We start from the raw sequence: 14,749 nt of genomic DNA, 5'->3' as shown, positions 1-14,749 counted from the left end.
GGCTGCCAAGATTGGGCTCCTACAGGTGTACGGCCGGAGCGTCGGAGGTGGCTGCGCCGCTGAAGGCCTTCCTGCTGATGCTGATGAGCAGGAGGGCAATTGGCGTGATCAGCACTGCCACACCCGCAGCCCACCAGAACACAGCAGCGTAGCCGACGGACAGGGCCTCCAGCGACAGGCCACCCGCGGCGGTGGACGCTGCAGCCGCAACCGTGCTGAACAAGGCGATCCCGAGGGAGCCGCCAACCTGCTGTGATGCGTTGACCAGGGCACTGGCCACCCCGGCGTCGTCCTTGGCCACGCCGAGGAGCGCGAGGTTCTGCATGGGCACGAAGACCATGCCCAGCCCGATGCCCAGCAGGATCAATGCCGGCAGCATATTCACCACATAGTTGCCGTCCGCCCGCACCTGGGTTAGCCACAGCATCGCCGCGGCCATGAAAAGCGGTCCGACGGCGGTGGGGACTTTTGCACCCAAGACCGGAAGGTTCCGGGCTACAATGGCCGCCGTGGCAATCAGCACCACGGTCATGGGCAGCGACGCAACCCCGGCGATGAACGGTGCGAAGCCAAGCACGATCTGGATGTAGAAGTTAACGAAAAGGATGCCGCCGATCAGCACGGCTCCGGCCAGGAAGGACGCCAGGAAGGCTGCTGCACGGTTGCGGTCCGTCGCAACGCGAAGGGGAAGCAGGGGGTGCTTGACGCGCCCTTCGACGACGACGAACATCACCATCAGCACGGCGCCTGCCAGGATGAATCCCCAAGCCTCAGGGGCCGCCCAGCCATGCTCGGCGTTGGTGAAGCCGTAGACCAGTGAGCCGAGCCCGAGTGCCGCCAGGGCAACTCCCGGCCAGTCGTACTTCGTGGACCCTCCGGCCTTGCTTTCCTGTACCCGCTTCCACACCCCCGCCAGGGCGATAGCTGCGATGGGAACGTTGACGAAGAAGCACCAGCGCCAGGAGACGTAATCAGTCAGGAACCCGCCCAGCAGGACACCGGCGGCAGCGCCCACGCCGCTGATGGAGCCGAAGATCGCGAATGCCGTGCCGCGCTCCTTGCCGCCCGGGAATGACACCGTGAGCAGGGCAAGCGCCGCGGGTGCCAGGAGGGCCGCGAAAAGCCCTTGGAGCGCGCGGGCGCCGATGAGTTCCCATGGCGCCTGGGCGAGCCCGCCGGCGAGCGAGGCAAGGGCAAACCCCGTGGAGGCCGTCATGAAGGCACGCTTCCCGCCCCAGAAATCGGCAATCCGGCCTCCCAGCAGCAGGAAGGCGCCAAGTGCCAGCGCGTAGGCGGTCACAACCCAGGCGCGGGTGAAGTCGCTGATTCCCAGCTCGGCCTGCAGGCGTGGAAGGGCCAGGTTCACGATGGTGCCGTCCAGGACCACCATGAACTGCGCCAAGGCCAGGAAGATCAGCGCCCACCACTTAGCTCCTGCGTTGATTGCCCTCATGGAAGGCGGTTTCGCCAATTGTGTTGTCACGCGGAATCTCCAAGTCAGTAGTTTTACTTATATAAGTATAACTATATTGCCTGCAAGTGATTGCAGAGAATGGGTTACTCCGGCTGGGCCAGGACGGACGCCAGCCGCTGCAGGGCCGGCAGCGCGGCAGCCAACTGCTCCCGCTCTCCCGGTTGCAGCAGGCTCCCGGCCGCAGCCAGGGTATCCGCCCACGCCGCCTCCAGCAGGGTCTTGATGCGGACCGACTCAGGGGTGGGATGCAGGGCCACATACCGCTTGTCGGATGCGTCGCGCGCCCTCGTAACCAGGCCCAGGGCCACGAGTTCGCGCAACTGGGCGCTGACGTTGCTCAGCTGCCGCCCCAGCCTGGCCGCCACTTCCGCCACCGTGATGCCGGGATGCCGCTCAATCACCCGGATGACGTCCAACACCCCGCTGGACAAGGGCAGGACACCCGTCCCCTCATGCGACTTCCGCCGAACTTCAAAGGAGATGTCCAGGACTGCCACCGCCAGGTCCCGGGCATCCAACGTTGACTCTTCCTGGCGGCGGGGCTTCGAGCGGTCCATCCCACCAGCATAGGAGAGCCGCAGAGCAACCAACTGTTTACCGTTCAGCTGGCCTGGTGAACGGCAGGACCAGGCGGGACTGGTGGTGCGCGTCGCGGTAGACCTTGTGCGTGACCGGCCTGCCCACCGGGAGGTGGAAGGCATCCGGCGGCAGCAGCGAGTTGTGTTCGTCCGCGAGTGGCTCGCCGTTGGACAGCTCCACTACCAGCCGGTGCCCGGGGTTGAAGGTGTTGGCGAACGGGTAGAGGCGGACCACGTATTCCTCGACCCTCCCGGGCTCCACCGGAACGGCGCGGGTATGCGGATGGTAGGGGTTGCCCTCCGTGGTGCGGTCATCGAGTTCGCGGTGCGAGGCCTTCAGGTAGCCAGTGGTGATGAGCTGTCGCTTCCCGTTCGGCGCGGCATCCCACAGGCGCAGGATGAAGTTGGTGTCCGGCTGGTCGATCTCCGCGAAGATGTGCGCCGCCCCGGTACCAATCATCTCGGTGGGTTCTTCGAACGTTTCGGTGCTCCAGCTGATGATCTGCACCTTGTCGGTGACCGTCAGCGGCGCCTGGTAAAAACCGTCTGGGGCCGCATGTTCGGTGCCCATCAGCTCCGGCTCCGGGGAGAGCTTGTGCCGGGGGCGCAGGTAGAGGGCCCGGTAGTCAACGTCCTTGGGCGGCCACGCTTCGGCGGTAACCACGTCCCGGGAGCCTTCCACGAAGACGGACACGGCGGGTTCGTCCATCACGCCGTTGTCGATGCCCTTGATCCAGTAGTCATACCACCGGAACATCTTGTCGTGCTCTTCGATGAAGGGCCGGGACTGCATGGGCGGGTACGGACCGATGTCCAGTTTCTTCGGCCCCTGGAGCGCGTTGAACAGCTCGATGGTGCCATCCAGCGTCCAGCCGCGGCCCTGGTCCAGCTGCAGCCACACGGGGATGTCGATGTTCGGGGCCAGGGTGATGGGATTGCGCTCTTCGTACCAGTCGCCGTCGAGCTCGTTCATGACGATGTCGAACCACGCCTCGTGGTTCGTGGGGTAATTCAGGACATGGACCAGGTTGGGCCACGCCGCTACGTCCGGGTCCTGCAGCCGCTTGGCCACGAGCTCCTTGAGTTCCTCCGGGGAGTACTTCTCCACCATCCGGGACTTCACCCGGTCCGTGAAGGCCCAGCCCGAGTCCCCTCCCCTGCCCTCGCGGGCGGCGCGGGGCATGAACCACATGACGCCGCCGTGGTACGTGGTCTCGTAGAAGTCGTAGTGTCCGCCGGAAACGAAGATGGCCTTCAGATGTGGCGGCCGCTCGGCGGCGGCGAGGACCTGCATGGACCCGAAGTAGGAGATGCCCACCATGCCCACGTTGCCGTCGCACCACGGCTGCGCCGCCACCCACTCGATGAAGTCGTACGCGTCCTGGCCCAGGGACACTCCCCCGGCGTTGTAGTTGCCGATGTGCTCGCCGCCGGAGTGTCCGGAACCGCGCAGGTCGCCGATGACGTGGACGTAGTCCTCCTTGACGATCCGGGCGATGTCACCGGCTTCGATACAGCCGTCCCACATGGGGCTGGGGCGGCGCTGCGGCGGGGTGGTCAGGGCCAGGGCCTGCAGCTCCTTGCCGTACGGGCTCAATGCCACCAGCGCGGGCCGCGGCTTCTCGTCGGTGCCCTGGTAGGCGTCGGCGGCAAGTTCAACCCCGTCCCGCATCGGGACGCGCAGGTCTTTGCGGACGGCAATTTTCTGCCCGCCGGCGTCGATCGTCTGGTATTCAGCCATGGTTGCGGACGCTCCTCTGGAAAGACGTGGTGGTGGACTGGGTGCGGTAGCCGTTCATCGTGGTGAAGAACGGTGACGGCTCAAGAGTGGGATCGCCGTCGTAACCAAGCTCCCGGGCAACCGGGGCGAACGGCGAGTACGGGGACTGCGTTTCCTGGAGGCCGGCAGCCAGGCAGCCGCAGGCGGCCCCGCCGACGCGCGCCTCGATGGCCAGGCTTTCCGTAAGGGCCTCGCGTGCCTGGTCTTCACCCAGTTCCACACCGTAGGGTGTACCGTCCGAACGGCGGTACGGGTGCCCCAGGTACAGGTGCCGCGGGCGTACCTCGTCCCGCAGGTACTCCAGGCTGGAACGGTAGCCGGACGGGTCCACGTAGCCGGGGAATCCGTTGGCCGCACCGTGGACCTGCACGGCGTCTCCGACGAAGACGTCATCCTGCCCGTCGATGACGTAGGCCACCGACCCGGGTGTGTGGCCGGGAATCGAATGCACCGACACCGTGACGTCACCGCCCAGGGAGAGGGTTTCACCGCCGCGCACCAGCATGGACGGTTCCATCTCCCCCGAGATGACGGCGTTGGCGGCGCCAATCTGCTTCGCTTCGCCGTCGGGGTCCTGCAGATACTGTCCCCGGCCGGATAGATACTCGTCCACATGGGCCCGGCGTGAGCGGAGCATTGGGGCATCGGCCTCGTGGATGACCACCTTGGCCCGCCGGCCGGTGAGCTCCCAGAGCGCGTGCGCGCCGCCGATGTGGTCGATATGCCCGTGGGTGAGCAGGATCCAGCGGACGTCCTCGATCCGGCGGCCGATGGCCTCCAGCGCCGGCGCCATGCCCTCCACGGGAGAGGACGCGATTCCGGTATCCACGATGGCCGGCTCCGGAGCATCAATGAAGAAGCTGTACAGGCCGAAGCGGCCCCACGGTGAAACCAGCGGATGGACAGCGACAGGTGTGGTCATCGCGCGGCCTCCGTTTTTACTGGTGAGCCGTTCAGGAACGCCGCCGTCTCTTCGAAGGCCCGGTGGTATTCCGGGAGCCAGGAGAAGTGCTGGACGAAGCCATGTCCGGCCCCGGCATACCGGCTGACGGTGACGGGCACGCCGGCCTCTTCCAGCCGCGTGCCGTACAGTTCGCCTTCATCCCGCAGGGGGTCGTGCTCCGCGGTGATGATAAGCGCCGCCGGAAGCCCGGTGAGGTCCCCGCGTTTGATGGGCGAGACCAGGGGATCGGCCGGATCCGCGCCGTTCTCGAGGTAGAAGGAGTTGAAAGGCTTCAAACCCGCAGTTTCGAGTCCGTACCCAACGGCGTTCTCCCGCATCGAGGGGTACCGGTCTTCGTCAAAGTCCAGGTCAAGGGACGGGTAGAACAGGACCTGGTGGGTGATCCGGTCGAACCCGGCGTCGTGGGCTTTGGCAGCGACGGCGGCTACGAAGGTTCCGCCCGAGCTGTCGCCAGCAATGGCGAGGTTCTTTCCGTCCCAGTCCAGGGTGTCGCCGTGTCCGGCGGCCCAGCGGACAACGCCGTAGCAGTCCTCAAGGCCCGCCGGAAAGGCGGACTCGGGGGCAAGCCGGTAGCCAACAGAGATGACCTTGTGGCCGGTTTCCTTGGCCAGGGCCCGCGCGACGTGGTCGTGGGTGTCCAGGCTGCCCAGGAAGAACGCGCCGCCGTGGAAGTAGACCAGCAGGCCGTAGGCGTCGGCGTCGACTGGTGTGTAGATCCGAACGGGCACGTCGCCGTCCGGAGTCACGGCAGTGGCGTCTTCGACGGCGTGCAGCGGCAGCCGGTTCTCCAGCGGCGGAACCTGCGCTGCTTCGCCGGTACGCATGGCCTCAGGGTTCAAGGGACCTGGTGGCGGCGGCGGGAGGGTGCCGAGGATCCTGGCAATTTCGGGATGCAGCGACATCGGCTCAGGCCTGTGCCACGGCGGCGGGCTGCTGGGACTTTGGCTTCTGGCCCGGGAAGACGTCGTTGACCTCTTCTTCGCTCCAGCCCTGGCGGGAGATGCGCTGCAGCTCGTCGGTGACGGGCTTGCGGGTAGCCTGGAACAAGGCCAACGCCTCCTTGACCGAGCCGGCCAGGGCCAGTGCGTCGGCCAGCGCCCCGGCGTCTTCAATGGCTGAGTTGGCGCCCTGGCCCTGGTGGTGGAGCATCGAATGGGCGGCGTCGCCCATCAGCACCACCGAGTCGGTGTGCCAGGTGTCCACGGGGTCGATGTCGTAGACGGCGCGGATGTTCACACTGTCCATGTCCAGGCCGCGGGCAATGCCGACGATGCGCTCGTCGAAGCCTTCCACCGTCTTCAGGAGGTCTTCCTTGGTGATGCTGGGCGCCCAGGTGCCGTCCGGGTTAAGGGCGGTGATGTCGAACGACATCTGGTTGCGGTGGCGGAGCGGCAGCAGATAGACCTTAGTGCCCTTGCCGATGTACATGCGCAGGTTGTCGTCAGTCACCATGCCGTGGGCGTCGTCGGCCGAGATCACCACGCGGTAGGCATGCTCGCCGGAGAACACCGGGCCTTTGTCGCCGAAAAGCTGCTCGCGCACCGAGGACTTAATGCCGTCGGCGCCGACCACCAGGTCAGCCTCGGCGGTCTCGCCGTTGGCAAAGGTCAGGACGGAGCTTCCGCCCTTGTCCTCAATGCTCTCCAGCCTGTGGCCCAACTGCACCATGCCCTCGGGGAGGACACCGAGAAGGGCATCGATGAAGTCGCGGCGGTGGATGAGGTACGTGTGCTTCTCTTCGCCGAATTCCGGCCAGGTATCCTTCATGATCGGATCACCGGTGGCTGACAGGATTTCGAAGTAGTCGCTTGCCGTACTTACCTTGGCGATCGCGTCGAAGATGCCCCACTGGCGGAACCGGGCCATGGTGGCCGGGCGCAGGCCGATGCCGGCGCCGACCTCTCCCATCTGGGGAGCCTGCTCATAAACCGTGACATCTGCGCCAAGCAGGCTCAGTGCCTTGGCCGCGGCAGCGCCGCCGAAGCCTGCGCCGATGATGGCGATCTTGAGGTTCTTGAGGTCTTCAGCCTTCATTGGATAAGTCTCTTTCGTGTGCCAGGCAGGGCCTGGGGAATTGGGAGGAAGTGGTGGCCTGTGCGGTCAGGCCTGGAGGGACAGGAAGTCGGCCGGGTTGTCCCGGAGCAGGAGTTTGAGGGTGGCGTCGTTGATGCCGGCGGCGCGCATGTCCGGGATCATGTCCTCGAAGATGTAGTTGATGGTGTGGCCCTTCACGCCGGGCCAGCCCAGGGGGCTGCAGTTTGCGTCGGCCGAGACGAGGAGCTTGTCCGCGTAGCCCTTGTTGACCAGCTTGACGAAGTGCTCCATGCGCTCGGCACGTTTACGGCCCCAGAAGGGCGGGTCGGGAAGTTCGAGGTCGTACCCGAAGGTGTCGAAGCCGATCCGGCCGCCCTGTTCGTAGATCCAGTCGTGCGGCGTGATGGGCGCGTTCAGGCCGTCGTCGGCGTGGCCGAACAGCACCCGGTCCAGCGGCAGGCCCTCTTCCTTGAAGATGGCCACGGCCGGTTCCGGGTCGATGGCCAGGTGGGTAAGGATCGGGGCTCCGGTGACGACGGCGGCACGGGCCGCGGCCCGGTAAATCCGCTTGTCCAGGTCCGTCATGCGTCCGCCGCGGCTGACACCCACCTTGATGACGCCGGCCTTGGCGCCGGTGTCGCCGATGCCGACGGTGATTTCGTGGATGAAGACCTTGGCCAGGTAGTCAACCGTGGCGCGGGAAAAGTGGGGCAGCGCGGTGTCGCCGCCCACGAAGCCCGTGCAGGCCACGATGTTGACGCCGGTCTTCCGGGACAGGGACTTGTAGTAATCGATGTCGCGGCCGTTGCAGATGCCGGTGGCGTCTACCATGGTGCCGCCGCCGTATTCACGGAACTTCCGGAGTTTGGGCACGGTTTCCTCGTAGGCCTGTTCCGGCGTCTTCCACCATTTGGTGTCCAGCTCGGATCCGGGCATGCCGTAGCCGATGTGTTCGTGGACGGCCACGATTTCAAGTTCTTCGGCCGGAATGGTTCCCAGCACTGTGTTGACCTTGGTCATTGTTCTACCTCGGGTTTGGAAAGCTGATGGAAGCGTGGTCAGCGGACGGCCAGTAGGGTGCGGGGGTTGTCCACGAGGATGCGCCGGGCGTCGTCGTCCGCCAGGCCGCGGGCCTTAAGGAACGGAACGAACGTGGCCAGGACGTGGCTGTAGGGAAGGTTGTATTCGGGCAGCCCCTTCGCCACTCCGATGGAATTCCCGGAGAGGAGGATCCTGTCCCCGTGGCCGGCAGCGACCAGTTCAAGGACCAGTTCGGCCCGGCCGTGATCGGTCAGGTAGTCGGGGTGGTCGTTGAGGCCCACGTGGTCGATGCCCACGAAGGCGCCGCGCTCGGCCACCTTGCCTGCCGCACCGGCGGCGTCAATGCGGTCAAGGCCGCCAACCAGCACGCGGTCCGCTGGAAGCTGCTCGTCCAGGACGATGTCCAGGTCATGGAGGGCGTCGGCGCCGAAGCGGATGGACACGGGCACGCCGGTCTCCCGGGCAGCCCGCGCGGATCCGCGGAAGAGGCTTTCCTCGGTGGGGGTCATGCCGGCCCGGTCAGCGGTTGTGGCGATCATTCCGGCAGCCGCGCGGCGTTCAACCCTGGGGACCACAATCCCGTCGGTGACTTCCTTGCCAAAGAGATCGCTGAACTTTTCGGCCGGCCACGGGGTGGGCGGGTTGGTCTGCGGCGTCAGGAAGTAGCCACCGAGCTCCTCCTCGGGCCCAAGGCCGGTGGAGGCGATGATGTGCACGCCGGTGGAGCGGGACAGTGCCTCGTACAGCTTGAGGTCCCTGCCGTGGAACATGCCGGTGCTGTCGACGATCGCCTGGCCGCCGTGCCGGCGGAAGTCGCTGAGCTTTTCGGCGAGCGCCGCAAAGATTTCCGCCCGGTCCATTGAAATATCGGGGGCATACTGGGCTCCCGGAAGGACTGACAGCAGCGCTTCATGAACGGCGACCACGCCCAGTTCAGAAGCGGGAACCGGTCCCAGGACCGTGTTGACCGTGCCTTGTTCCTGGGTGGGGACGGGGGCGCCATAAGAATTGGCGGCCGGATGGATGCTCACGAAGTTCTCCCTTGAATCCGGGTGCTTGAGTAGGGGTCCCGCCGAGCCCTCGCTCCGTTGCGGTGTAGCCAGCATCACACATTGCTTTACATAGTGTCAAGGAAACTTTTATTGCGAATTTTCCTTGACACTGTGTAATAGATCACTACAGACTGTTGGGAACAACACTTAAATTCACAATGGAACAAGGGAGTTTCATCGATGAGCCTGACCCCCACCGTTTCGAGCCGCGGCTCGGTACGTGCCACCTTTATCGCGGCCTACAGCGCCGTGGCCCTGGCGCAAATCACCAATGCCCTCCCCGGCGCACTCAACGGAACCTTCGCCGTCGAATTCCGGACCTCCGGCGCCGGGCTGACCTGGATCGCCGGCATGTTCATGATGGGCATCGTTGTGTTCGAGCTCAGCTGGGGCCTGCTGGGTGACCTGTTCGGCCGCCGCAAGCTGCTGTACGCCGGCGCGGCCGTGAGCATCGCGGGATCCGTCCTGGCGGCACTGGCAGTCAACACGGAAATGATGATCGCGGCCCAGGCCGTGGGCGGCATCGGCGCCGGCATCCTGTTTCCCATTTCGCTCTCCATGATCGCGGCCATCACCCCGGACCACCGGGCGCGGGCCAAGGTCATCGCCACCTGGGCCGGCTTCCTGTCGCTGGGCGCGGTCATCTCGCCCATGCTGGCGGGCCTGACGTCCCAGGCGTTCACCGTCCCGGGGCCCGCGGCAGGCGCACCCAACGCCTTTAGTGGCTGGCGGGTGGCCTATTACATCGCCGCCGCGATCGCGGTCGCCGTGCTGGTCATGGCCACCCGGGCGAAGGACTCCGCTGCGGCTGAGGGGCGGAAGCTCGACGTGCCCGGCCAGGCCACCCTGGCGCTGGGCCTGATTGCGGTGCTCTTTGCCACCGTGCAGGCGGTCGACGCCGGATTCGGCAGCGCCGAGGTCATCGCCAGCTATGTTGTGGGTGCTGCCCTCCTGGTTGCCTTCGTCGTGATCGAGTCACGGACACACCAGCCCCTGGTCCACCTGTCCCTGTTCCGGAACAGCGCCTACTCCATCACCGGAATCGTGGCCGTAACCGGCATGTTCGCCTTCCTGGCCGTCTGCTACAGCACCAGCGTCGCCGTGGGCGGCCTTGCCCTGGCTGAGCCCTGGAAGGTGGGCGTGCTGTTCGTCTTTATCCAGGGCCCGGCGTTCGCATTCATTCCGGTGGTGGGCTGGCTGATCCACCATGTGGCACCACGCTGGGTGCTCACGGCCGGTTTCGCCTTCATGGCAGCCTCCGCCTTCTGGCTGTCCACCATCCCGCTGGGTACTCCGGAAGCGTTCGGCGGGACACCGTGGACCGCGTTCATCCCACCCCTGCTCCTGCTGGGCATCGGTTTCGCGCTCACGGTGGGCTCCATCACCGCAGTGGCCATCAACACCGTACCGCCGCAGCACATCGGCATGGCGTCGGCCACCACCAACCTGCTGCGCGATCTGGGCTTTGCCCTGGGCCCGGTGATCGGATCAGCCATCGCGTTCGGCGTCGGTGCCACTGCCTTCGCAGGCCCCCTGGCCGGAATCCTGGGCGGAGCGGGCCTTCCCGCCGAGGCCGTGGCCGGACTCTCGCACGTACCGCCGCTGGGTTACCTGTCCGGCTGGGACGGCGTCCTTGCACAGTTCTCCGGCCAGGCCGCTGCGGGCGGCGCCCCCGCCCAGGCGGTGGACGGCATGGCGAAGGCCTTGGCCTCGGTCCAGCCCCAGATCCAAGGGGTAGCGGGAACGTCCCTGGGCCAGGGCTTCCAGGCGGTCTACCTCGCGGCGGGCATCGCCGCCATCCTGTCGGCCGTCCTCACCCTTTTCATCAGCTCCCGCTCATCGGCCCCCACGGCCGATGCCATCGCCGAAACCACAGAAGCCAACGCCGAGGCCGTCCAGGCATGAACGGTCCAGGCCCAGAAACCCCACTATCCGCAAGGAGACAGCTGTGAACCCCATCGAATCCGATATCGACATCTGGGATGACGACATCACGGTGGACCCCTACCCCACCTACGCTGCGCTGCGTGAGCTGGGCGGCGTGGTCCACCTGCCAAAGAACAACCTGTACGCCGTCACCCGGTACAACCTCATCCGGGACGTCCTGGCGGACCCGGAGTCCTTCTCCTCCACCTCGCTTGGTTTCAACCCGATGGTGAACGAGGCACTGCAGGGCACGTCGCTGGCCTCGGATCCGCCCATGCACACCCAACTGCGGGCGGCTCTGTCCGCAAACCTCACACCCCGGGCCCTCCGCGGTCTCAAGGTAACCATTGACGAGAAGGCGGACAAGCTGGTGGCCGAACTGGTATCCACCGGCTCGTTTGAGGCCATCGATTCCCTGGCCCGCGCTTTCCCGCTGGACATCGTGGCGGACCTGATCGGCTTCGGCGGTCACGTCAAGGAAAACATGCTGCGCTGGGGGCAGGCCGCCATGCAAGTGATCGGCCCGCTGAACCACCGCACCAAGGAGAGCTTCCCCGTCGCCGGCGAACTCTACGGCTGGTGCTCGTCGGTCACCGCGGAGGACCTGGCTCCCGGCTCCATCGGCCGCGGCATCTTCGACGCCGAAGCCCGCGGGGAGATCCCCGAGGGCTCGGCAGGCCACATCATCCACCAATACCTGGGTGCCGGCGTCGACACCACCATCGCCTCCATCGGCAACATCGTCGCCCTGTTTGGCCGGCACCCGGAGCAGCTTGAGCTGGTCCGCAACAACCCCGAACTGGTTCCCGCGGCTTTCGCCGAGGTGCTCCGCTACTGGACCCCACTGCACATCTGGGGCCGCACAACCACGCGCGAGGTGGAGCTCGACGGCGTGACCGTTCCGGCAGGCGCCCAGCTCGGCATCCTCCTGGGTGCCGGCAACAGGGACCACCGGCACTACGACAACCCGGACACCTTCGACGTCACGCGGAACCCAGTGGACCACCTGTCCTTCGGCTACGGTCCGCACGGCTGCGCCGGCCAGGGACTGGCACGCCTGGAAGGGCACGCCATCGTTGAAGCCCTGGCCCGGCGGGTGAAATCACTGTCCCTGGGCGAGGGGTACCGGGTTCCGAGCAATATCACCAGGAGCTTCGAACAGCTCCAGGTACTGGAGGTGGAAGCAGCATGAGGATCGAACTGGACCGGCCGCGCTGTGAGGGCCACGGCCTCTGCGAGGAAGCAGCGCCGGCGCTGATGCACCTGGACGACGACGGCGAACTGGTCATCGACGTCCCGGACGTGGAGGGGGACCAGGCCGAAGCGGCAGCGAAGACCGCGGTCCGCGTTTGCCCCGTGGCAGCCCTGAAACTGGTGGCGGCGTGACGGCACGCCGGATCGTCGTCGTCGGCAACGGCATCGCCGGCCTGACTGCCTGCGACTCGCTGCGGGCAGCCGGCTTCGACGGCGAGCTGACCGTGGTGGGCGCCGAGCGCCACTCCCCTTACAGCCGGCCCGCCCTGTCCAAGGCGCTGCTCCACGGCGGCGACGGGCTGGCGGCGCACGAGCTGCCGGCGCCGACGCACGGCGCGGACGAATTGCTGGGGGTCAGCGCCACAGGTCTCGATGCCGGGGCACGCGTGGTGAAGCTCGACGGCGGCGGGAGCCTGCCGTACGACAAGTTGGTGATCGCTTCGGGTTCCCGCGCCAGGCGGCTGGCCGGGACTGCGGATCAGCACAGCACCGAGGTAGGCGACGGCGGCGAGCTGACCCTGCGCACCGTGGAGGACGCCGTCCGGCTGAAGGAACTGGTGGCCGGCCGTCCGTCGGTAATCGTCGTGGGCGGTGGCCCGCTCGGCATGGAAGTGGCCTCCGGCTGCCTGCACAGCGGCTGCGACGTCACCCTGGTCACCGACGGCGAACCGCTGGTGCGGCAGCTGGGCACCTACCTGTCCGGCATTTTCACTGCGGCGGCCCGCGCGAACGGGCTGCGGATCGTCCAGGGCTCCAAGGCCCGGATCTTCCGGTCAGGGAGCACCCCGCAGGTGGCGTTGGCCGACGGAACGGTCCTGGAAGCGGACCTGCTGGTCAGCGCGGTCGGCGACGAGCCGAACGTCGAATGGCTGGCAGGCTCCGGCCTGCTCACCGGCGGGGTCCTGCGGGCCGATTCCCGGGGCCGGGTGCGTCCCGATGTCGTTGCGGCCGGCGACGTGGCGTTCTTCCCCACCCAGCGGGGACTCAGCCGGGTACCGCTGTGGACCAGTGCCATCGACCAGGCCAAGGCAGCCGCCGTCGGCCTTCTCCTGGGGGACGACGCTCCGCCGCTGGAATTCCAGCCCTACTTCTGGACGGAAGCCTTTGGATTGTCACTCAAGGCGGTGGGATTCACGCCCGTGGAAGGAGCGCCGGACTTCCGGGAACAGGGCGCCGGGAACGATTCGGCACTGCTGCGGTGGGAGCACGGAGATGGTTCCGGAACGGCCGCGGCCATCAACTACCGCATCCCCATCCCCAAGCTGCGGCGGCTGGCCAACACGGGGCAGCAGGTGGCCCGGGCCACCGAACCCGTGACGGCCTGAGGCCGCCGCCCCCGGTTCCGGCGCCCGGACTCCACGTTAGGATTGACGCTATGCCATCGCTGCGCGAAGCCCAGAAGCAGCTCACGCGGGACACCATCGTGGAACGGGCGCTGGAACTTTTCACCAAAAAGGGCTACGCCTCCACCACCATTGATGAAATCGCCGCGTCAGCCGGAACCACCCGTGTGACCTTTTACGCGTACTACCCCACGCGCGCAGACCTGATGCGGGATTTCATGGCCCGGGTGAACGCCGTCCTGGAGCGCGCAGACGGCCCCGACAGTGGAACTACCGCCCCGGACCTGGTGCAGGTGGTGCGGGACGGCAAGCTGGCCGGCATCCTGTCCTGGCTCGAATCCCGGGCAGCCCTGTGGCCGGTCTTCCGCCCCTACCTCGATGTCCTGGACGAGGCGGCAGCGGTGGACCCGGAGGTGCGCACCATGGTGGAGCGCTGGCATGAGGAAGTCATCACGGACATGGTCCGCGGCATGCAGTCCGCCGGGCGCTTCGCCGGGGAAACCCGCCACATCCGCGGCACCCTGGCCTTCACGCAGCTCGACTACGTGGCCACGCTGTGGACCCGCCGCAAGATGGAGCCAAACCGTGAGCACGCCTTGGAAGTACTGGCGGACAGCTGGTACCACCTGCTCTGCGACGAGGGCTGAGGGCAGCGGAAGCTAGGCCCGTTCGGAGATCCACGCACCAAGCTCGGCGGCGGTTTCCGCGGTGAGGGAGTGTCCGCCCGGGTCCTTGCGGGCTTGGGTGTCCGCCCCGGAGGCCCCCAGGAGGTAGTCCCAGGTGCGGCCCAGCAGGTCAGCCGGGATGACAGTGTCCGTTTCGCCGTGCGCCAGGAACACCGGAGCGCCGGCAAGCCGGTCCGGCGACGTAGGTACGCCAGCCTCGAACGGCAGCGTCCCGTAAAGGACGGCGGTCCCCGCAACACGCTGCGGGTCCGCCAACAGCAGGCCGCCCGCGAATGCCGCACCGCCACTGAAGCCCACCAGGATCACCGGCCGTCCTTCCGGGGCGATCGGGTCCAGCCAGGTCCGGAACCAATCCATAGTTTGGGCCAGCGACTCGGCGACGGGCCGCCCTGTCCCCCGGTTCGCGAACCAGGCGAACCCGCCCCCTGCCGGGATCGGCGCCCGGACCGCTGCGTAGGAGGGGCCAGCGGGAAGGTGGTTGGCCAGTCCGATGATTCCCGATTCATCCGATCCGCGGCCGTGCAGCAGCACCACGAGCGGACGGTGGGGATCGTCGGGACTCTGCCAGGCGACGGTGGGTTCGGCGAACGGTGCGTGCATATCGTGTCCTCGGTGTT

14 protein-coding genes are annotated in these 14,749 nt (G+C 66.8%); 5 read left to right on the top strand and 9 right to left on the bottom strand.

What is annotated here, in order from left to right:
• Window positions 1-19: 19 nt before the first annotated feature.
• The 8 genes from ACZ9J7_RS10500 to ACZ9J7_RS10465 form a co-directional block, all read right to left on the bottom strand.
• A complete protein-coding gene (locus ACZ9J7_RS10500) occupies window positions 20-1,453 on the bottom strand; it encodes an MFS transporter (protein ID WP_476209193.1) in 1,434 nt (477 codons plus the stop codon).
• A gap of 104 nt (window positions 1,454-1,557) precedes the next feature.
• A complete protein-coding gene (locus ACZ9J7_RS10495) occupies window positions 1,558-2,031 on the bottom strand; it encodes a MarR family winged helix-turn-helix transcriptional regulator (protein ID WP_476209192.1) in 474 nt (157 codons plus the stop codon).
• A 37-nt stretch (window positions 2,032-2,068) separates the two neighbouring features.
• Window positions 2,069-3,793, bottom strand: a complete 1,725-nt coding sequence (locus tag ACZ9J7_RS10490; protein ID WP_476209191.1) for a CocE/NonD family hydrolase — start codon at window positions 3,791-3,793, stop codon at window positions 2,069-2,071.
• Entirely contained in the window at window positions 3,786-4,754 is a 969-nt protein-coding gene (locus ACZ9J7_RS10485; protein WP_476209189.1) for an MBL fold metallo-hydrolase, read from the bottom strand. Before ACZ9J7_RS10485 ends, ACZ9J7_RS10490 begins: the two co-directional genes overlap by 8 nt.
• Complete coding sequence (locus ACZ9J7_RS10480; RefSeq protein ID WP_476209187.1) at window positions 4,751-5,620, bottom strand: alpha/beta hydrolase; 870 nt, start codon at window positions 5,618-5,620, stop codon at window positions 4,751-4,753. The genes ACZ9J7_RS10485 and ACZ9J7_RS10480 overlap by 4 nt, the downstream gene beginning before the upstream one ends.
• A gap of 82 nt (window positions 5,621-5,702) precedes the next feature.
• Window positions 5,703-6,830 carry an FAD-dependent oxidoreductase gene (locus ACZ9J7_RS10475; protein WP_476209185.1) on the bottom strand — a complete coding sequence of 376 codons (1,128 nt, stop codon included), beginning with the start codon at window positions 6,828-6,830 and terminating at the stop codon, window positions 5,703-5,705.
• 66 nt (window positions 6,831-6,896) lie between these two features.
• Window positions 6,897-7,850: a phosphotriesterase family protein gene (locus ACZ9J7_RS10470; protein ID WP_476209184.1), complete on the bottom strand. Its 954-nt coding sequence runs from the start codon at window positions 7,848-7,850 to the stop codon at window positions 6,897-6,899.
• A 38-nt stretch (window positions 7,851-7,888) separates the two neighbouring features.
• Window positions 7,889-8,902, bottom strand: coding sequence for a phosphotriesterase family protein (locus ACZ9J7_RS10465; protein ID WP_476209182.1), 1,014 nt, complete (start codon window positions 8,900-8,902; stop codon window positions 7,889-7,891).
• 201 nt (window positions 8,903-9,103) lie between these two features.
• Here ACZ9J7_RS10465 and ACZ9J7_RS10460 point away from each other — a divergent pair, with 201 nt between their 5' ends.
• The 5 genes from ACZ9J7_RS10460 to ACZ9J7_RS10440 are packed head-to-tail and all read left to right on the top strand — an operon-like array spanning window position 9,104 to window position 14,093.
• Window positions 9,104-10,828 (top strand): MFS transporter, encoded by a 1,725-nt coding sequence (locus tag ACZ9J7_RS10460; RefSeq protein ID WP_476209180.1) that lies wholly within the window; start codon window positions 9,104-9,106, stop codon window positions 10,826-10,828.
• Window positions 10,829-10,871: 43 nt separating this feature from the next.
• A complete protein-coding gene (locus ACZ9J7_RS10455; RefSeq protein WP_476209179.1) occupies window positions 10,872-12,041 on the top strand; it encodes a cytochrome P450 in 1,170 nt (389 codons plus the stop codon).
• The gene (locus tag ACZ9J7_RS10450; protein ID WP_476209177.1) at window positions 12,038-12,235 is read left to right on the top strand and encodes a ferredoxin; all 198 of its coding nucleotides are present in this window, start codon (window positions 12,038-12,040) and stop codon (window positions 12,233-12,235) included. The genes ACZ9J7_RS10455 and ACZ9J7_RS10450 overlap by 4 nt, the downstream gene beginning before the upstream one ends.
• Window positions 12,232-13,428 (top strand): NAD(P)/FAD-dependent oxidoreductase, encoded by a 1,197-nt coding sequence (locus ACZ9J7_RS10445; RefSeq protein WP_476209176.1) that lies wholly within the window; start codon window positions 12,232-12,234, stop codon window positions 13,426-13,428. The genes ACZ9J7_RS10450 and ACZ9J7_RS10445 overlap by 4 nt, the downstream gene beginning before the upstream one ends.
• Before the next feature lie 50 nt (window positions 13,429-13,478).
• Complete coding sequence (locus tag ACZ9J7_RS10440; protein WP_476209175.1) at window positions 13,479-14,093, top strand: TetR/AcrR family transcriptional regulator; 615 nt, start codon at window positions 13,479-13,481, stop codon at window positions 14,091-14,093.
• Window positions 14,094-14,105: 12 nt separating this feature from the next.
• On the opposite strand, the gene ACZ9J7_RS10435 is transcribed toward ACZ9J7_RS10440, so the two are convergent.
• Window positions 14,106-14,732 carry an alpha/beta hydrolase gene (locus ACZ9J7_RS10435; protein WP_476209174.1) on the bottom strand — a complete coding sequence of 209 codons (627 nt, stop codon included), beginning with the start codon at window positions 14,730-14,732 and terminating at the stop codon, window positions 14,106-14,108.
• Window positions 14,733-14,749 lie beyond the last annotated feature (17 nt).

This window comes from Pseudarthrobacter sp. TE9888 (assembly GCF_056279345.1).
The sequence above is the reverse complement of the archived record's forward strand: the minus strand, read 5'-3'. Positions and strand labels throughout refer to the sequence as shown.